Genomic DNA, 19,054 nt, shown 5'->3' with positions numbered 1-19,054 from the left:
CTATACAATTCCCATTTGCTTCATCAGAAACAGTGCATTCATATTTTGGGTAACACCTTCACGTAGTTTATAATCGAAAGTCATTTTGTCATCGGCAATGACAATTTCAAAGCATATATTCTTAATCTTTTGAGGGTGTTTTGTTGCCATGTCAGTCAGGTCTAAATCATGGGTAGCAATCATACCAAAGACCGTTTTATATTGAGTCAGTTTTGCTAAAAACAATTCAGAGCCTTGCAGCTTATCTTTAGAATTTGTACCCTTTAGCAACTCATCTAATATTACAAATATCTCTTTGCCTGTTTCAAGCATTTTTACTACCTGTTGCAAACGCAGCAGTTCAGCATGGAAATAAGACTCTCCTTCATCTATCGAATCGGTAATACGCATACAGGTATAGACCTGAATCGGCTTAAATACAAACCTCTCCGCGCGTACTCTTGCACCAATCATCGCTAATATAAAGTTTGAGCCAACTGCCCGAAGGAAAGTGCTTTTGCCTGCCATATTAGCTCCTGTTACTATAAATAACTGTTCACCTTCATTTATTTTAAAATTATTGTTTACACTCTTTCCTTTCTTGAGCAAAGGGTGTCCTAATTGCGATGCATCAAGAACCACAGTATCTGAAACCTCAGGAACTGTATAAGTATCATTGGCAAAATCATAACAGGCAATACCAACTAATACCTCCCATTCATGCAATACTGTAAAGGCCTGCAATAAGGCTTCGTTATGTTGTCTTTTCCAGGCTTCAAACCGATGAGCACATTGATAATCCCATAAGAAAAAGGCATTCAGGACAGGCGCAAAAAAGCTATTTCTAATAGCAAAATAAGCTGATATGGTAGCTAATTTTTTTATGGCATTAGAAATATAAGATGGTGTAGCCAAAGCATCTTTCCAGCTTTTCAATATGGGTGCTTTGAAATCCTCTTTTTCTATGAGCTGAAACAATTGAATATATCTTTGCAGATTTGTTGTATTCTTACTGATATTCAGGTATAAAGAATTTAACTGCTTACGATTAACAAACGAGAAGACCGATTGCAGAATCAAAGTCAATAACCATACTTTAAAAGAAATCACATCCAATATCCATGTGCCTAAGATGATCGCATTTATAGCAGGTACCAGCCATAATAAAAATCTAAATTTACCCATTAGATCAATATCAGTACTTTTGAGCCATTTGAGTAATTGCTGATATTTGGCTTCGTCTTTTTCTAACAAATTTCCTGTGGCTAAAAAATCTACTCTCCAATCAATTTTATTACTCAATTCCTCGATTGCTGCTTGCCTTGACTCAATTGCTTCTTTACTCAGAAAAGGTGATTTTAAGCGATTTGCTAAAGCATCACTTCCCGATTTAGTAATGCTTCTGTTTAGTAACTGAAAAATAGAATGATTACCGAAGACATCTAAATCGTAAGAGAAAAAATGCGTTTTATCTTCGTACAATTTCCCATTATCGAATTGGTTGTGGATACCCTGTGTAGCGAGTATCTCTTTTTCACAAACCTTTAATATTGACTCATGATATTGAATTTTTTCGAGAATCTTCTGATGATAATTAACAAAAAAGAAGAAAGCAGACAGCACTATCACAGCCCCGATAGCTAACCAATTAGAAGAGCCATCTCTGATAATAATAAACAGGATGTAAGCCTCAAGCATAGCTAAGAAAAGCCGTAAATAGGAAATCTGATTAGCGGTGGATTTATTCTTTTTTATAAATACAGTAGCATTGCTCGCAATATGCTGATAGCTCATAATTTTGTTTTGCAGGTTTTCTCTGTTTAGTTAATAATTGCTGTCAGCCAAAAAGTTCTATTCATCAAGAATATTTTCTTCTACACTCGATTGTTTGCCGCCATGCATAATATCTACTATTTCTTTGATATTATATACTGAGCGGTTGTAACGATTGCTCAGGAGAATAATTACAAAGTCTTCACGGAGGTCAAAAAACATGATAGTGTTGTAGCCTTTCCACCAGCCTGTATGATAAATGTAGTCGGTTTGTTGTTTGGCATTTACCCATAATCTGAATCCATAACCATAATTACGCAAACCCGGATGTTCAAAGCTACGTGGTAATACCATTTCTTTAAATGACTCCTTGGTAATGAGTTTATTATTCTTTAGTGCTATATAATATTTGAGCAAATCTTTTACTGTTGAATAAACCCCCTTATCTCCTGTTATATCATCATAATAATCTTTTGGCAACCGTTGCCCGAACTGATAGCCATACGTGCGATTAATATTAATAGAGTCATTTTTTGTAGTGGCAATGTATGAGTCTTTCATTCCTGCAGGCAAAAAGATATTTTCACGCATATAAACATCAAATGACTTCCCCGAGACTTTCTCAACCAAGGCAGCTAAAATAGCAAAGTTGGTATTATTATAACTGAAGAAGTGGTCGGGCAGGTTAAATATTGGTGGCGTAGGCTGGGCTTTGCCAAACCATTGCATCATTTGCTGATTAGTCGGATAGAGTTGCTCTCCCCTGACCAGCTTATCAAAAGTGTATTGATAAAACGGTAAGCCTGAGCGGTGGCAAAGCAGACTGCGGACTGTAACACCATCATATGGGAAATCAGGAAAATAGTCTTTTACAGTATTATCTAAACCAAGTTTGCCTTGTTCGGTCAGTTTCATTACAGCTACAGCCGTAAAGGTCTTAGACAATGAAGCTAACTGAAATTTAGATTGCAATACATTGCGGATAGTATCCTTAAAATTGGCAAATCCAAAGGCTTTTTGATAGACAATTACATCTTTCTGAGCAATCAGCACATTGCCGTTAAAACCTTGCGCCAGTTTCTTCTGCATTACTTCCTCAATTAAAGCTGCTTTTATGTCAGCTTTAATATCTTTTCTGATTTTGGCTTCTTTTCTTTTTAAGGCAGCACTATCTATAACAGCACCCGAAGCGTTAGTATTTTCAGCAGTTTTGTTTTGGCATGAAAAATTGGAAATACAATAGAAGAAAACAAAAATATATAAATAGAAACGCATTTTTAAAACCCGATAAATAAGATAAATATACGATTTAAAAAATCGTTCTATACCAACATTAATTTCCTCTTACGTACTGCAATATAATAATCATAAAAGAAGTGAAAACAACACTACAAATGATTTTCAGAATCGTAATAAGAAAGAAAGCAAAACCGCCTGCTTCCACAAAAAACAAGGTTGAATGATGTATCAATGTCAGAATTGCAACATACCTGACAAAGCGTTCGGCACCCATGTCCTTTAGAGATATAACGATTTCATTTTCAATACCTTTTGTCGGGAAAAGGAATTTTATGATGTATCCTCTTAAATAACCAATCAATACACTTGCTGAGGCATGTACCCCCGCGGTATTATAGAAAATATCAACAAGTAGCCCCGTAAGAAAACTTATCAGGATAACCCATACAGGCGGAATCTCGTCAGGTAATAATAAGATACAGGCAATGTAAACGAAGCAAAAAGCCACATCAAAAAACACAAAATTGCGAAGCACCACAATTTGTAATAATAAATATATAAAAAAAGTAACTACTAACCGTATGACTGTTTGCGAATTCATTTATAGCCCGGGGTATGATTAAAATAGCATATGTAGTTGATACACATTCTATCTATGGTTTGATCTGAAATATTATTTTTTTACTTCAACTTTAGTACTTTCTTCGAGCTTTTCCTGTTCGTTTTTCAATTTATTGTTTACTACGTAGACATAGGAAATATTCTGAAAATCGGTTGCTAACTCAACCTCAATCTCATAAAAAGCCTGGTCTTGTTTTGCACTTAGTTTACGTATTTTACCAACCATTGTTCCTGATGGAAAAATCACGTTTTGCTCAGAAGTCATCACAGAATCGCCTTGTTTAATTGGCTTAAATCTGTCTATAGTCGTTAAATCTATTACTCTTGGGTTTAGCCCTCCCCATTTTGCAATTCCCAGAGCCTTTTCATTTTTTAAACGTAAAGCCTGATTCCTTACTTCGCTCGAAACATTGAACTCGGCATGAAGAATAGAATATACTCGGGAGAAGTGATCAGAACATTGCATTACCTGCCCAACTACCCCTTGTGGACAAATGACTCCCATTCCAGGTTCAATACCATCTAATTTACCCTTATCTATAGTCAGGTAGTTTTTTGATAAATTAACTGTATTATTTACAACCTTGGCCACTTTGAATTCAAATCTTTGTGCAAAGGCCGAGTCTACTTTATAGTAATCTCCCTCCCGGCCTTTCACTTGTTGCATAGCAGTTACTGCCCTTTTCAATTCAGCATTTTCTTTTACCAACTGGTCGTTTACATTTCCTAAGTTCATGTAGCCCTTCACATAATTGGAAGCTTCGAGGGTTTTTGCGGCGTAATAGTTTGAGGTATTAAAAAACGACACTTCCCAGTAATAGTCATTCTTGACTATTAACCAGAAACTAATCAATTCTAAAATCACAAACAACAGGAAATTTCGTATCCGAAATATTAAACGGAAGAGTTGCGACATAAGTCTTTATGGATTGAAACTATGGATTACCAGTTGTCTGAGACAACTGGTAACCCATAGTTTGAAGCTTATTAAATCTACTGAACAATAACAGCTCTGTATTTCTCTATGTTTTTCAAAACTTCGCCAGTACCACGTACTACTGCACGAAGCGGATCATCGGCTACATGAATAGGAAGTTTCGTTTTGATAGCCAAACGTTTGTCTAAGCCATGCAACAAGGCTCCACCACCTGTCAGATAAATACCGTTTTCGTATATATCAGCTGAAAGCTCCGGTGGAGACATTTCCAATGCACGCATGATAGCCTCTTCAATTTTAGAGATAGATTTATCTAAAGCGTAAGCAATTTCGCTATATGTTACTTTAATTTCTTTAGGGATACCAGTCATCAGGTCACGGCCACGGATTTCAATATCAGCCGGAGGGTTATCTAAATCAGGTAAAGCTGCTCCTACCTGAATTTTAATAAACTCTGCTGAACGCTCACCGATTAACAAATTATGCTCGCGACGCATGTAGTCTACGATGTCTCTTGTAAACAAATCGCCTGCAATACGGATAGATGCCTCACACACAATGCCTGAAAGGGCAATAACCGCAATCTCAGTAGTACCACCGCCAATATCAGCAATCATTGATCCGTTTGGCTGCTCAATATCAATACCAATTCCGATAGCTGCTGCAATGGGCTCATGCACCATATACACTTCTTTCGCACCTGCGTGTTCGCAGGAATCCTTAACCGCACGTTTTTCTACCTCTGTAATACCAGAAGGAATACAAACTACCATGCGGTGTGATGGTGAGAAAAACCAGTTACGACCAGTTTCAATCATTTTTATCATTCCGCGAATCATTAATTCGGCAGCGGTAAAGTCGGCAATTACTCCATCTTTAAGAGGGCGGATAGTTTTTATATTTTCATTTGTTTTTTCATGCATTTGCATTGCTTTGTGTCCTATCGCCAACACTTTTCCGGTAATTTTGTCCAAAGCAATAATAGAAGGTTCATCTACCACAATCTGGTCTTTGTAGATAATAAGGGTATTTGCTGTACCCAGGTCAATCGCGATGTCACTCGTGAGAAAGTTAAACAATCCAGCCATATCGAGCTTTATGAGTTAATGAGTTTTTTAAATTTGCCCGCAAATTTACAATTATTATTTGCAAAGTTTTGTGAAAAATAAATTTTTTACTTTTTAATTGGTCGAATAGTATAAATAAATTCGGTGGAATCTTCTTCTATTCTACTTTGAAAGGTTTTTTTTGAATTTTTAAAAGAATTTAAAATTTGTGAATCATCAGGACTGCCACGTAATGCTTTAGTTTTGATTGTAAATTTGCATAATTGTATTAACAAATTCTGTTTTTATTTGTTTGAGCAGCATTGCAAAATGCTGCGAACTTGTTTTAATATTTTTGATTTAACTATTACAAAATCACCTCTTAAGATTCAAGGAATCTCAATTGCTGCGGTTATGGTAGGTTGTGCATCCCAGGATAGCTTAAATAAGGTAATAAATCCAATTACTCTTTTAAACAGGCTTCCGGTGCTGCCCTCTTCTAAAAAGGTTCCCACCATATTGGTAACCTTTTCTGGTTTCGTTTTTATTGGCTGATACCCTGACGCACTCCGAAAAAACTGTTAATATTTATATCCAATCACTCTTTTAAACAGGCTTCCGGTGCTGCCTTCTTCCAAAAAGGTTCCCACCATATTGGTAACCTTTTCCGGTTTCGTTTTTATTGGCTGATACCCTGATGTAATCCGAAAAAATTGTTAACCAAGTATAGCCAATCGCTCTTTTAACGGGCTTTGGAATACCTTTTTATAGATCACTTCATGGCAATAGTTTTAATATAAATTTGTATCTTATAAATTTCTGATATAGGATTTTGTTTTCAAAGAATTTCGGTAGTTTTTTGGTAAAATTGAACTGGTGGAAAAGATTTAGCAGCCGCTTTAGTGTGGTTTTAGTTGTCTTTAAATAAAATAGGTTCACATAGATTTATGTTTGATAAACAGCTTTCAAAAATTCCTCTAAAAACATCGTCAGAACTCCAGTATCGACTTGATACATCATTTTTAGCTTAAAAGTTTATTTTATTCTTTGTTCCTTCAGTTACCTGATCTATACGTGCTTTTATTTTATATTGATGAATGCTTCGTTAATTACCTTAACAGATTTTGACAGAGCAACTATTGGAAATGAAGGATTACATACGTTTATTGTTTTTTATTGATTGGTTTAAATTTATCATATCAATAACTCGTTGGGTGAAATAGATTTAGAGGCTTTAATATATCGTCCTTACAGGACTTTACTCCTAAAATCGCCTACTTTTCCTACCAATATAACATCCCTACGGGATATCTTTAGTCCCGTAGGGACGATATATCAGTAGGAGAAATACGGTATTTGAACATTGGTATCCCGTAGGGATAATATATTTTTAATTTCACCCAACAAGTCATATCAATAATCTAATAACAGGATTTTAAACAAATTTTATTCTAAAATCCTATATTTGCCTCATTATGGGAATTCGTTCAATAATCAGTAAACCTCTGGCGGCTTATATAGTTGCCCAACAAGAAAAATGGATTGCCCGCTCAACGCAGGTACAAGCTGAATGGAGACAGAAACTCGTTGAGCAAGCAGGTAATACTACCTTTGGCAAAGACCACCATTTTAAGGATATACAGTCTTATGAAGATTACAAACAGGCTGTTCCTGTTCGTGATTATGAAGACCTCAGGCACTATGTAAATCAGATTTTAGAAGGGGAAGAAAACATACTCTGGCCAGGTAAACCCCTGTACTTTGCCAAAACCTCCGGCACTACTTCTGGCACAAAATATATTCCTATCTCTAAAGATTCTATCCATAATCATATTGACTCGGCCAAAAATGCATTGCTCAGTTATATCCATGAGACAGGTAAATCTAAATTCTTAGATAATAAACTGATTTTTCTGTCAGGCAGCCCTGAAATGAAAGAAAAACATGGTATAAAAATCGGCCGTCTGTCTGGTATTTCTACTCACCATGTTCCGGCTTATCTGCAAAGTAACAGGATGCCCTCTTATGCCACCAATTGTATAGAAGACTGGGAAGAAAAACTGGAGAAAATCATTGACGAAACTATTAATCAGCCCATGAGCCTTATTTCGGGTATTCCACCCTGGGTTCAGATGTATTTCGACAGAATTCAGGCTCGTACAGGTAAAAAGATAAAAGATGTATTTCCGACTTTCGATTTGTTTGTATATGGTGGAGTAAACTTTGAGCCTTATCGGGCTAAATTGTTTGAATCTATCGGTAAACCAGTTGATTCTATAGAGTTATATCCTGCTTCTGAAGGTTTTTTTGCCTATCAGAACAAACAGCATGATTCGGGTATGTTGCTGCTATTAAATACCGGAATCTTCTACGAATTTATCCCGGCCGAAGAATATTTCAGTGAAAACCCCACCCGCTTGAGTATTGAGCAAGTAGAAATGGATAAGAATTATGCTTTGGTAATTAATAATAATGCTGGGCTATGGGGGTATTCGATTGGAGATACTGTAAAGTTTGTTTCTCTAAACCCTTATAAAGTAATTGTTTCGGGTAGAATCAAACATTTCATTTCAGCTTTTGGTGAACACGTGATTGGTGAAGAGGTAGAAAAAGCAATGAAATTTGCATGTGAACGCCATTCAGAGGTTGAGATTATAGAATTTACCGTAGCACCAATGGTATCTCCGGATGAAGGGCTGCCCTACCATGAATGGCTGATTGAATTTGCTACGCCTCCGAAAAACATGACAGAATTTGCTGAAGATCTGGATAAAAAAATGATTGAACTGAATGTCTACTACGATGATCTCATTACGGGTAGTATCCTCAGACCGTTAGTCATTACTTCATTGAAAAGAGATGCTTTTATCAACTATATGCGCTCACAAGGAAAATTAGGTGGGCAAAACAAAGTTCCTCGTTTATCTAATGACCGGAAAATTGCTGATGAATTGGGAAAGATGGTATAGCATTTAAAATTTAACCACATAGTGACTCGAAGTACAGCACAGAGTTTCACTGAGTAAAAATATGACCGGAATCATGTTTATTTATCGTCTATATCAAACGCATAGATGAACATTTTTTTCTAATTTCACGTTGGAAAACCAACGAACGTTACATCAGCAAACATGAAAGTCGAACAAATCTACACAGGCTGTCTGGCACAAGGAGCCTATTATATTGAATCAGACGGAGAGGCTGCCATCATTGATCCTTTAAGAGAAACAAACACTTACATTAATAAGGCACAAAGAAACGGCGCAACCATTAAATACATTTTTGAGACCCATTTCCATGCTGATTTTGTGTCTGGTCATGTAGAACTATCACAAAAAACCAACGCTCCTATTGTTTATGGCCCAAATGCGAACCCAGCTTTTGAGAGCATTATTGCTACCGATGGACAGGTATTTGAAGTAGGTAAAATCAGGATCAAAGTTTTGCATACGCCCGGCCATACGATGGAGTCGTCATGCTATTTGTTATTCGATGAACATGGTAAAGAATACTGTATTTTCACAGGAGACACGCTGTTTATTGGTGACGTTGGCCGCCCGGACCTCGCCCAGAAATCAGATCTGACCGTAGAGGATTTAGCAGGGTATTTATATGATTCTTTAAGAAATCAAATACTTCCCTTGCCTGACCATATCATTGTTTATCCAGCCCATGGAGCAGGCTCGGCTTGTGGGAAGAATATGAGCAAAGAAACTTTTGATTCTTTGGGGCATCAGAAACAGGTAAACTATGCCTTGCAGGAACAAAGTAAGGAAGACTTTATCAATGCCGTAACTGACGGGTTAACACCTCCACCTTACTACTTCCCAAAAAACGTTCAGTTAAATAAAACAGGCTCTGCCAATTTAGAAACGGTGATGGAGTCCGGCTTGCAGGCACTTTCACCAGAAGCCTTTGAGGCAGCAGCCAATGAAACCGGAGCTATTATTTTAGACACCCGCCAGGCAGCAGACTTTAAAGATGCTTTCATACCGAATAGTATTAATATTGGCCTGAAAGGAGACTTTGCTCCGTGGGTAGGTACCTTGATAACCGATATTCAGCAACCCATTCTTTTTGTGGCTGAAGCAGGCCTGGAAACAGAAGTAATCACCCGTTTATCAAGAGTAGGTTATGACAATATTTTAGGTTATCTGGCCGGAGGTATTAAGGGGTGGAAAGAAGCAGGGAAAGAAACTGATAGTATTGAATCTATTACTCCACAAGAATTTCGTAATATATATATAGAAGGAGGAGATGTTACAGTAAAGGACGTTCGTAAAAGTAGTGAGTACGAAACAGAACATTTAGTTAATGCTGATAATATACCTCTGGCTTATATCAGCGAAAATATGGAAGAATTTTCAAAGCATGATACGAATTATATACATTGCGCCGGTGGCTATCGCTCCATGATTGCAGCTTCTATTCTTAAATCAAGAGGTTTTGATAATGTAGTGAATGTAGAAGGTGGTATTGGTGCTATCAAACAAGAATTACCGACTTCTGAATTAGTCTCTGCAAACTAAAAATCAGGCACTTAGATCGGGCTTCGATATAAGTGCCTTTTTACCTTATCCTCTCAAATTTCCTCTTAGCTAAAACTTCTGCCATTTATCATAATATTGACGTATTTTACTGTATGTACATATACTTTTGTATGTTAAACCGTTCTGGATTCTTGTGCGTAAGTCTAATTGTCAAACTATTGTACGTCTTTTGTTCCTAAACTGGTTTTACAAACGTTGTATCACGTGAAAACTCTAATTAACTATACCGTTTTATAAATTATGTTACAATTTTTGAAATATGTCTTTGCGACAATTGTCGGGCTCTTTGTATTCATGGTAGTTTGTTTTTTTATTTTAGTGGGTATTGGCTCAATGATGTCAAGTGCTGATGAAAAAACCTTTGTATCAAAAAACTCTGTTCTTAAAATAGACCTTAATCAAGTAATTACAGAAAATATTCCGCAGGAAGACCCGTTTACTGAACTTTTTTCGGGTGGCCGGGGTCCAGGTCGTCTGGGACTACCGCAGATCAAAGAAGCAATTGCTAATGCCAAGCTTGATCCCAACATCAAGGGTATTTATTTACACGCTGAATATCCGACTGCAGGTTTTGCCACTTTAGAAGAAATAAGAAGTTACTTAGAAGACTTCAAGAAATCTAAAAAGTTTGTGTATTCTTATGCGGAAGTCATGTCAGAAGGAGCGGTTTATCTGAGTTCAGTAGCAGATAAAAGTTATTTAACGCCAAGTGGTGGTTTAGACTTCAATGGCTTAAATGCGAAATACATATTCATGAAAGGCTTGTTTGAAAAGATCGGGGTAAAACCGGAAATTTTCAGAGTAGGTGAATACAAAAGTGCGGTTGAGCCGTTTTTCAGAACAAATATGAGTGAGGCCAACCGTGAGCAAACACAATCATTTATCAATGATATTGCCGCACGCTTCTATGGCGATATTTCACAGGCAAGAAATATACCGATGACCAACCTGAACACTATTCTGAATAGTGCCTTGATTCAGGAACCTGCTGACGCCGTAAAATATAAATTGATTACCAATACTGGATATTGGGACGAATTTGAACAGGCACTTCGCCATGAATTAGGTGTAAAAAAAGATAAAAAAATTGAATATGTTACGCTTCATAAGTACCTGAAAGCCGACAAATATGTAAAAGAAGGTAGTCTTTCTAAAAAAATTGCCGTGATTGTAGGCGAAGGTGATATTGTAACAGGTGAAGGCAATGAAGGGACTATTGGTTCAGATAAAATCGTAAAAGAATTACAAAAAGCCAGAAACGACCCTAAAGTAAAAGCTGTAGTATTAAGAATAAACTCAGGTGGTGGTAGTTCATTGGCATCTGATGTAATGTGGAGAGAAGTTGAACTGACAAAAAAAGTAAAACCTGTTATTGCTTCAATGGGAGATTATGCGGCTTCAGGTGGATATTATATGGCAATGGCTTGCGATACAATTGTAGCTCGCCCGACTACTATTACAGGGTCTATTGGTATTTTCGGAATGATTTTTAACATTGAAAACCTGATGACCCAGAAACTGGGTGTTACTTTCGATGCTGTGGGCTCGCATCAATTCTCTGACTTCCCATCAACAACCAGAACCATGAGCAATGCTGAAAAAATGATGATACAGAACAGTGTTAATAATGGGTATGAATCTTTCACATCGAAAGCTGCGAAAGGCCGTCGAATGAATATAGAACAATTAAAAGCCATTGCAGGAGGAAGAGTCTGGACAGGCACACAAGCCAAAGCAAATGGTTTGGTTGATGTATTAGGTGGCCTGGATGATGCCATCAGTATTGCTGCCCAAAAAGCGAAATTAAAAGATGGTGACTACAGAGTTAAGTATTACCCTATCGAAAAATCCGGCCTTGATGCTATTCTGGATAAATTTAGTAAAGATAAAGAAGAGGAAAAAATGAGGGCATATTTAGGTAGTCTTGCTCCTTTTGCCAAGCAGATAAAAACGCTTCAGAGTATGGACAAATTACAAGCCAGAATACCGTTTGAACTGGAAATAAAATAATAACCTAATGATTGGGCGAAACATGAGCCCATAGAATAAAACCTTAAGAAGAGAGAAAAAAGTACTACCTTTGTGCTTTATTCTCTCTTCTTAAGTTTATAGCAACTGGTTATAAAAGAAGAAAAATGCAATCTTTAAGGATTGTCTGAAATTTGAAAATAGCATGAAACTCACCGAAGCAAAATTTGTTCAAAGTGCCTCCGATCACCGTAAAAGCCCAAAGCCTTTGCTGCCCGAATATGCCTTTATAGGCAGGTCAAATGTGGGTAAATCTTCTTTGATTAATATGCTTACTGCTAATAAGAACCTGGCCAAAACCTCACAAACACCCGGTAAAACGCAATTGATTAACCACTTTATTATTAATAACAATTGGTTTCTGGTCGATTTACCTGGTTATGGTTTTGCTAAAGCTCCTAAAGCCGAGCGTGCAAAATGGGATAAAATGATTTGGGATTATCTGACGAACAGAGAAAATCTGATGTGTGTATTTGTGCTGATTGACATCAGAATAGAGCCCCAGACTGTTGACTTGAACTTTATAGATGCTTTAGGTGAAAAAGGTATCCCTTTTTATCTGATTTTTACAAAAGCCGATAAAGTTGGCAAAGTAACTGCCGATCAAAATATTGATTTGTTTAAAAAAACGATGCTGATGACCTGGAGCAAGATTCCACCTTATTTTGTAACTTCTTCTGAAAAACGGATAGGCCGTGAAGAATTATTGAAAGCAATAGAAGACTTAAACCAGTCTTTTAAAAAATAATTTATAATTTTGCACCTGAATGAATCGTTGATTAGCAAAGCTATCAGCTGAATTTATCCGATAATTTAGAAAACTGACAAACACATTGCCAGTTATAAAGCTTACCTTATTTATCAAATGGAATTATTAAGAGACATTGCCCATATATCGGGAAAAAGTGGATTGTATAAAATTTTAAAGCCGGGTCGTGGTGGCGTAATTGTAGAAACACTTGACGATAAGAAACAACGTGAAATGGTTAGTGCCAATGCACGGGTATCTGTATTGAAAGATATTTCGATTTATACCGAAGATCAGAATAAATCTATACCTCTTTCGGATATTTTTCTGAAAATCCGTGAATTACACGGAGAAACAGTAGCAGATGATTATAAGAACTTTTCGAATAATCAATTTTTTGATTTCTTTGCACAGGTAATGCCTGATTTTGACCGTCAGAAAGTGTATCCATCAGACATCAAGAAAATCATTAGCTGGTACAATGGACTTTCAAAATACTTACCTGAGATATTCTCTGCTCCAGCCGAAGAAGAAGCCCCTGAGCCTGAAGTAGAAGAAACAAAAGCAGAGGCTTAAGTATTAGTTTTATAGATAGATAAACCCTGACTTCATAAAAATCCAGTCAGGGTTTTTTGTATCCTTCTATCTGGTTTTGATTATTAATTGAATTTATCCTGACTCTTTTTTTTAGTTGTTTTGCTATTAACTTTGCGTAAAAGTATGCGAACGGGACGTTCTCACCACAATTATATATGAACCGTATTCTTATTACCGGAGCAAATGGACTGTTGGGCAGTGCTACCGTTAAAAAATTTGTAGAGTCAGGCTTTGACGTACTGGCCTTATGCCGCGCAAAAAGCGATTTAACTGCACTTAAAGATGTTATTTCTAAAGTAACAATAGTAGAGGGAGATATTTTAGACATTGCTTCTTTAGAAAAAGCCTTATATAATGTTGATTTTGTGGTTCATTCAGCTGCTGTGGTGTCTTATGCACCTAAAGACAAAGACCGGATGTATAAGACAAATATAGAGGGCACGGCTAATTTAGTGAATGTATGTTTAATGAAGGGAATTAAAAAACTTTGCCATATCAGTTCTATAGCTGCTTTGGGCAAGCCTAATGTTTCTTTAAATCTGTCGGCCTCTGATACATATATTGACGAAGACCAGAAGTGGGAAGACTCTCCTATTAATTCTCACTATGCCAAAACCAAATATTTGTCTGAATTAGAAGTATGGCGCGGCAAAGCCGAAGGGCTCCCTGTCGTTATTGTAAATCCTTCATTAATTTTAGGAGAAAGCGACTGGACCAAAAGCAGCACTCAACTATTCAAATATGCCTATGACGAACATCGATTCTATAGCGAGGGAAATATGAATTATGTGGATGTAAAAGATGTAATTGAAGCCATCTATCAATTAACTATTTCTGATATTGAGGGTGAAAGATATATCTTAAATGGAGGAACAGTAAGTTATAAGGAGTTTTTTGAAAAAGTAGCCAGATTATTTAATAAAAAGCCCCCTACCCAAAAAGTCTCGCCTATCCTCACCGAACTCATCTGGCGTATTGAAGCCCTCAGGTCATTTTTTACCGGTAAGGCTCCTTTAATTACAAAGGAAACAGCCAAAAATTCGTTGATGAAGTTTATTTATAAAAACAATAAAATCTGTGAGAATCTGCATTTCAAGTTTACTGATTTCGACGAAACCATTCGGCGTGTAAGTATGTTTTTATTAAAGAGTCATTGATATTTTCATGAAAAATTACGTATAATAATGGCTTTTATCCGGCCAATCTATACAGTAAATTTATTGAGAGAAATTCTTGACATCTGATAAAAAATACTTATATTGAATCATAATTGTTATCGGGATTGAGTATTTTTAATTGAAAACACTTTAAATCCTTTATTTAAAGCTGTTTATAAAAAATTAAGACCAACCCAAGCAATATATATAATTACCGTCCTACGGTGGGATCGTAAAAACTTTGGGTAATCTTACATGCAACACGAATTCAGCGACAGATTCGAAAACTTCGATGACGCAGATGTGAAAGCGAGTGTCGAACGTTTTGAAAGAATGCTCAAAAGCCAGGAAACGGTCTTCTTTGATGAAGAAACCTATGAACAACTATCTGAGTACTATCTTCTGATGGGGAATTGGGAGATGGCTATGCAGGCCTGTCAAATGGGATTACAGCAGTATCCCTACTCTCTTGACCTTCTTCTGGACCAGGCACAGATTCATGCCAATAACGAACAGTTTGATGAAGCCATGGAAGTGCTTGATAAAGCGTCTACTTTTAATCCATCTGACAACGAAATTACCTATATGCGAGGTGTAGTCTGTAACCTTATGGGTAGTTATGAGGAAGCCATAGAGCATTTAAGAGAGGCTTTACTGATGTCGGAAGAAAAAGAGTCGGTCTATTTTCAACTGGCCCAAACCTATCAGAACTGGCAGAAATTTGAAGAAGCAGCTCATTTCTATAAAAAGGCTATCAAATATCAGTTCAATGAAGAAATAGCTTTTTATGAATTGGTTTTTTGCTTAGAGCAGATTAGTAAATTAGACGAAAACATATCCTATTTTCAGGATTTAGTTGATAACAACCCTTATTCATACCTTGCATGGTTTGCTTTAGGTATGGTATATGGCAGGCTGAACAACCATAAAGATGCGGCCTATGCTTATGATTATGCAGTGACCATCAACGAAAAATTTGCTTCGGGCTGGTTTAATTTAGCATATACTTATATCAATTTAGATAACCATCTTGATGCTAAGGAATGTTATCTGAATGTTTTAAAACATGAAAAGCCAACTGCCGAAGTGTACACACATCTTGGAGTAGCTTGTGAGAAATTAGAGCAATTTGATGAAGCGTATAAATATTATAACGAGGCTGTCAACTTAGACGAGACCTGGGACGAGGCCTGGTTTGGTATGGGTTCGGCCTTATATGAACTGAATCGCTGGTACGAAAGTATTCACTTTACGCAAAAGGCAATTAAGCTCAATGAAAGTAATGCAGAATTCTGGCTCTTATTGGCCGATACAGAAGCTAAATTAGGGAATTTCCTGTCGAGCAATGAGGCTTATCGCCACGCAATGGAACTTGATCCGAAAAATCCTGATATCTGGTTGAGTTGGTCTTTGCTTTTCTTTGAAAACGGCGAATATACCAAGGCATTCGAGATTATGTATGATGCTATCACTGAACTACCGGAAGAGGCTGACTTATATTACCGGGCTGCCGTGTATCTGATTTTAGATGGGAGTTTCAACGAAGCCTATCAGTATCTGGAATCCGGCTTAACACTCAATTATGATGCCCATACTCAGGTTTATGATTTTTTCCCGAACCTGAATACACAGAAAGCATTGTTCAGGATAATAGAGCAATATAAATAAGCGAACAGGGCTTTGAGAAATCTCAAAGCCCTGTTCGCTTATGAAGCTATTCTTACCATAAATGTATAGTAATTGCTATAACATTCTCCCTTTCTCTATTGAATTTACACCCTTCTTCGATAAGGCTTTTACACCATAAATCAGATCTGCAAAGCGTTCATCTTTTGTTAACCCTTTTCTGTAGCGGCTGTAAATCTGTTGGATTACCACAGAGTTTTTGAAAAGTCCGAATACATAGAAGTAAAGAATATTTGAAACACTTCTCCCACTTTTTTCAGCATATCGATCAGCAAATTCCTGACGGGTAAGATTTCCGGGCAGCCATGATAGATTAAATCCTTTTTCAAACATTCCATCATTAGCTTCTGCCCAATAAGATAACGTAGTTCCCAAATCCATCAATGGGTCTCCAACGGTTGTCATTTCCCAATCTAAAACGGCTAATATATCAGACCAATTCTCTGCATTGAGCACCAGGTTATCATACTTATAATCGTTATGAATCAGCGTTGGTTTACCTTCAGCAGGCAAATTGGTTTTAAGCCAGTCTGCCAGATTATCCATAGCCGGAATCTCATCAGTCTGTGAGACCCGGTAGCGATTATGCCAGCCCTCTACCTGTCTTTGGATATAACCTTCTGGTTTGCCGATATTGATTAAGGCCGGCTGACCTGGACTTGTAGCTTCAATATTTATGGCATGGAGTTCCACTAAATTATCGCACAAAGCTTCTGACATTCTGCGCATCATTTCCGGGCTTATATTGCCCATCAGCTTTGGTGCATCTTTTGCCCGTAAAATAATTCCTTCGACCCGCTCCATAATATAGAATGGGCAACCCATTACCGATTCGTCTTCGGTGTAGATAACAGGTTCAGGTATCTTCTGATAACCGCTGTTTTGCAGCGCACTTAATATCTTATACTCCCGGCCCATATCATGCCCGCCTTTGATTTCTTTGGCACCAAAGGGGGGGCGTCGTAACACATAGCCTTTATTGACTGTTTTGAGTAAATAAGTAAGATTGGAATAACCGCCCGGAAACTGGGCAATTTCAACAACGGGTTCAAAATCAGGTAAAACTGATTGAATAAATTCATTCAGTTTTACCAAGTCTATCTCTTCGCCCTGCCTGATATTGGCAGGAGAATCTATTTTAATAGCAATCATTGCTTATGCCGGTTGATGCTCGTTCCTCAATAAATCATTAACCGTTTTCACAGGATTAAATGTAATGAGTGGCACTTCCACAAAAAGTGTATTCCAGTCAGACATGGCACCGTTCCACAGGCCAGGCAATTCCTGTGCTTTCAGGTCTTTCCCGCTTTGTGATTTCTGGGTTATAAACCCGGTCATTGGATCTCGGTAATTCAATAAATTGAATTTATTACCTTTATAGTCTTTTACCGAGCAAATCAAATCTACCGGATTAAAATGTGTAGCCTTATCGAAGATCTCTTTCTGATTTGGATTACCTAAATCAATCTGTGCAGACTCTACTACCTGCAAGGATACTGAGCTATCAGGGTCTTTGGCCCAGAATGGCCCGCCGCCTGGTTCACCCACATTCTTTACCATACCACACAAGCGAATCGGACGGTTCAACTTGCGTTTACAATAGTCCATTTTAGCATCTACCGAAAAACTACCGAATCCTTCCGGTGGTAATGTACAAAGCTTTGTTTCAAGAAAATTCAATATTTCTTTCAATAACTTTTCATCTGCTTCTTCAGCATAGAGTTTTTGAAGATACGAGAATATCTTCTCCTGATAGTCTAATAACAAGCCGGCCAATGCCTTTTTGTATAAAATAGTTTTCTTCTTTAATCTGTCAGGTACTACATTATCTACGTTTTTGATAAAGATAATATCTGCTTCCTGTTCATTGAGGTTTTCAAGTAAAGCCCCGTGTCCGGCAGGACGGAACAACAGATCATCGTTCCCTGTGCGGAAAGGTGTATTATCTATATTTACAGCAATAGTATCAGTTGAAGGCTTCTGCTCTGAAAAACTGATGCTATACTTTACCTTATGTCTGGCTTCATATTTAGGTAGAACCGAATCAATTAAAGCCTTAAATCTTTTTCTGTGCTCTGGAGAAACCGTAAAATGCAGTTTTACTTTACCATTGCTATTGGCATATTTAGCTCCTTCTACGAGATGCTCTTCTACCGGAGTACGAGCCGTTTTACCATATTGATGAAAATGCAACAAACCTTTAGGCAAATTACCATAGTCTAATCCTTTATCAGTTAGCAGATGTTCTAAAACAGTCTGGTAATCAGCTGATTCTGAGCCGATAGATTTTATCAGTTTATCATAAAACGCAAAGTCTTTCAGGCGTTCCAGAAATTCATTGACCGATTTATCTAATTTTCCCTCATCTTTTGCAGAGAACAAAGATTTAAACATGCGGGTGGCAGCTCCTGAAGCTGGCACAAACTTCAATAACTTCAGTTTTCTGGCTCTTTCATCAAAGTATCTGGCATACTTACCTGCCTGTGAGTCTGAAAGTGCGATAATGCCATCGCCGATGGTCGCAGCTTTAATTACATTCAGATAAGGGAATCCTTTTTTAAAGTTTTCTATCTGCTGCTGAATCGTTTCGAGGTTTGCGCCGCGAACTTTGATTTTGTCAAGGTCTTTTTCGATGAACATAGCACTTGTTGTATTTATACTTTTGATTGTGATTATTGCGATGTAATTTTACA

15 protein-coding genes are annotated in these 19,054 nt (G+C 37.2%); 7 read left to right on the top strand and 8 right to left on the bottom strand.

Going from position 1 to position 19,054, the window contains the following annotated elements:
- The 6 genes from H1R81_RS10270 to H1R81_RS27615 all read right to left on the bottom strand — a co-directional run bounded on the left by H1R81_RS10270 (position 1) and on the right by H1R81_RS27615 (position 6,113).
- Positions 1-1,773, bottom strand: coding sequence for a MutS-related protein (locus H1R81_RS10270; protein ID WP_181840617.1), 1,773 nt, complete (start codon positions 1,771-1,773; stop codon positions 1-3).
- Positions 1,774-1,830: 57 nt separating this feature from the next.
- Positions 1,831-3,027 carry a serine hydrolase gene (locus H1R81_RS10265; RefSeq protein ID WP_181840616.1) on the bottom strand — a complete coding sequence of 399 codons (1,197 nt, stop codon included), beginning with the start codon at positions 3,025-3,027 and terminating at the stop codon, positions 1,831-1,833.
- Between the two features lie 58 nt (positions 3,028-3,085).
- A complete protein-coding gene (locus H1R81_RS10260) occupies positions 3,086-3,592 on the bottom strand; it encodes a hypothetical protein (RefSeq protein WP_181840615.1) in 507 nt (168 codons plus the stop codon).
- Positions 3,593-3,664: 72 nt separating this feature from the next.
- Positions 3,665-4,528, bottom strand: a complete 864-nt coding sequence (gene mreC / locus H1R81_RS10255; protein WP_181840614.1) for a rod shape-determining protein MreC — start codon at positions 4,526-4,528, stop codon at positions 3,665-3,667.
- 77 nt (positions 4,529-4,605) lie between these two features.
- Positions 4,606-5,637 carry a rod shape-determining protein gene (locus H1R81_RS10250; RefSeq protein ID WP_101728069.1) on the bottom strand — a complete coding sequence of 344 codons (1,032 nt, stop codon included), beginning with the start codon at positions 5,635-5,637 and terminating at the stop codon, positions 4,606-4,608.
- A gap of 347 nt (positions 5,638-5,984) precedes the next feature.
- On the bottom strand, positions 5,985-6,113 hold the full coding sequence (locus H1R81_RS27615; protein WP_255463072.1) for a hypothetical protein: 129 nt from the start codon (positions 6,111-6,113) through the stop codon (positions 5,985-5,987).
- A 957-nt stretch (positions 6,114-7,070) separates the two neighbouring features.
- On the opposite strand from H1R81_RS27615, the gene H1R81_RS10245 reads away from it, so the two are divergent.
- From H1R81_RS10245 to H1R81_RS10215, 7 genes are all read left to right on the top strand, one after another.
- The gene (locus H1R81_RS10245; RefSeq protein ID WP_181840613.1) at positions 7,071-8,564 is read left to right on the top strand and encodes a GH3 auxin-responsive promoter family protein; all 1,494 of its coding nucleotides are present in this window, start codon (positions 7,071-7,073) and stop codon (positions 8,562-8,564) included.
- Between the two features lie 162 nt (positions 8,565-8,726).
- Positions 8,727-10,124, top strand: coding sequence for a rhodanese-like domain-containing protein (locus H1R81_RS10240; RefSeq protein ID WP_181840612.1), 1,398 nt, complete (start codon positions 8,727-8,729; stop codon positions 10,122-10,124).
- Between the two features lie 261 nt (positions 10,125-10,385).
- Positions 10,386-12,155 carry a signal peptide peptidase SppA gene (gene sppA / locus H1R81_RS10235; RefSeq protein WP_181840611.1) on the top strand — a complete coding sequence of 590 codons (1,770 nt, stop codon included), beginning with the start codon at positions 10,386-10,388 and terminating at the stop codon, positions 12,153-12,155.
- 163 nt (positions 12,156-12,318) lie between these two features.
- A complete protein-coding gene (gene yihA, locus H1R81_RS10230; protein ID WP_181840610.1) occupies positions 12,319-12,921 on the top strand; it encodes a ribosome biogenesis GTP-binding protein YihA/YsxC in 603 nt (200 codons plus the stop codon).
- Between the two features lie 117 nt (positions 12,922-13,038).
- Positions 13,039-13,497, top strand: coding sequence for a DUF5606 domain-containing protein (locus H1R81_RS10225; protein ID WP_181840609.1), 459 nt, complete (start codon positions 13,039-13,041; stop codon positions 13,495-13,497).
- Between the two features lie 176 nt (positions 13,498-13,673).
- Positions 13,674-14,675 carry an SDR family NAD(P)-dependent oxidoreductase gene (locus tag H1R81_RS10220; protein WP_181840608.1) on the top strand — a complete coding sequence of 334 codons (1,002 nt, stop codon included), beginning with the start codon at positions 13,674-13,676 and terminating at the stop codon, positions 14,673-14,675.
- Between the two features lie 255 nt (positions 14,676-14,930).
- On the top strand, positions 14,931-16,343 hold the full coding sequence (locus tag H1R81_RS10215) for a tetratricopeptide repeat protein (RefSeq protein WP_181840607.1): 1,413 nt from the start codon (positions 14,931-14,933) through the stop codon (positions 16,341-16,343).
- Between the two features lie 75 nt (positions 16,344-16,418).
- On the opposite strand, the gene H1R81_RS10210 is transcribed toward H1R81_RS10215, so the two are convergent.
- Positions 16,419-17,513 carry a phosphotransferase family protein gene (locus H1R81_RS10210; protein WP_181840606.1) on the bottom strand — a complete coding sequence of 365 codons (1,095 nt, stop codon included), beginning with the start codon at positions 17,511-17,513 and terminating at the stop codon, positions 16,419-16,421.
- 3 nt (positions 17,514-17,516) lie between these two features.
- On the bottom strand, positions 17,517-19,001 hold the full coding sequence (locus tag H1R81_RS10205) for a DUF4301 family protein (RefSeq protein ID WP_181840605.1): 1,485 nt from the start codon (positions 18,999-19,001) through the stop codon (positions 17,517-17,519).
- Positions 19,002-19,054 lie beyond the last annotated feature (53 nt).

It is taken from the genome of Emticicia sp. BO119, from assembly GCF_013912375.1.
Classification (GTDB): domain Bacteria; phylum Bacteroidota; class Bacteroidia; order Cytophagales; family Spirosomataceae; genus Emticicia.
This window is presented reverse-complemented; position numbering and strand designations above follow the sequence as displayed.

Coding starts and splice junctions, on each gene's coding strand:
- H1R81_RS10270 (WP_181840617.1), bottom strand. CDS start 1,773: ATGAGCTATCAGCATATTGCGAGCAATGCTACTGTATTTATAAAAAAG.
- sppA (WP_181840611.1), top strand. CDS start 10,386: ATGTTACAATTTTTGAAATATGTCTTTGCGACAATTGTCGGGCTCTTT.
- H1R81_RS27615 (WP_255463072.1), bottom strand. CDS start 6,113: ATGGTGGGAACCTTTTTAGAAGAGGGCAGCACCGGAAGCCTGTTTAAA.
- yihA (WP_181840610.1), top strand. CDS start 12,319: ATGAAACTCACCGAAGCAAAATTTGTTCAAAGTGCCTCCGATCACCGT.
- H1R81_RS10215 (WP_181840607.1), top strand. CDS start 14,931: ATGCAACACGAATTCAGCGACAGATTCGAAAACTTCGATGACGCAGAT.
- H1R81_RS10245 (WP_181840613.1), top strand. CDS start 7,071: ATGGGAATTCGTTCAATAATCAGTAAACCTCTGGCGGCTTATATAGTT.
- H1R81_RS10220 (WP_181840608.1), top strand. CDS start 13,674: ATGAACCGTATTCTTATTACCGGAGCAAATGGACTGTTGGGCAGTGCT.
- H1R81_RS10225 (WP_181840609.1), top strand. CDS start 13,039: ATGGAATTATTAAGAGACATTGCCCATATATCGGGAAAAAGTGGATTG.
- H1R81_RS10260 (WP_181840615.1), bottom strand. CDS start 3,592: ATGAATTCGCAAACAGTCATACGGTTAGTAGTTACTTTTTTTATATAT.
- H1R81_RS10210 (WP_181840606.1), bottom strand. CDS start 17,513: ATGATTGCTATTAAAATAGATTCTCCTGCCAATATCAGGCAGGGCGAA.
- mreC (WP_181840614.1), bottom strand. CDS start 4,528: ATGTCGCAACTCTTCCGTTTAATATTTCGGATACGAAATTTCCTGTTG.
- H1R81_RS10265 (WP_181840616.1), bottom strand. CDS start 3,027: ATGCGTTTCTATTTATATATTTTTGTTTTCTTCTATTGTATTTCCAAT.
- H1R81_RS10240 (WP_181840612.1), top strand. CDS start 8,727: ATGAAAGTCGAACAAATCTACACAGGCTGTCTGGCACAAGGAGCCTAT.
- H1R81_RS10205 (WP_181840605.1), bottom strand. CDS start 19,001: ATGTTCATCGAAAAAGACCTTGACAAAATCAAAGTTCGCGGCGCAAAC.
- H1R81_RS10250 (WP_101728069.1), bottom strand. CDS start 5,637: ATGGCTGGATTGTTTAACTTTCTCACGAGTGACATCGCGATTGACCTG.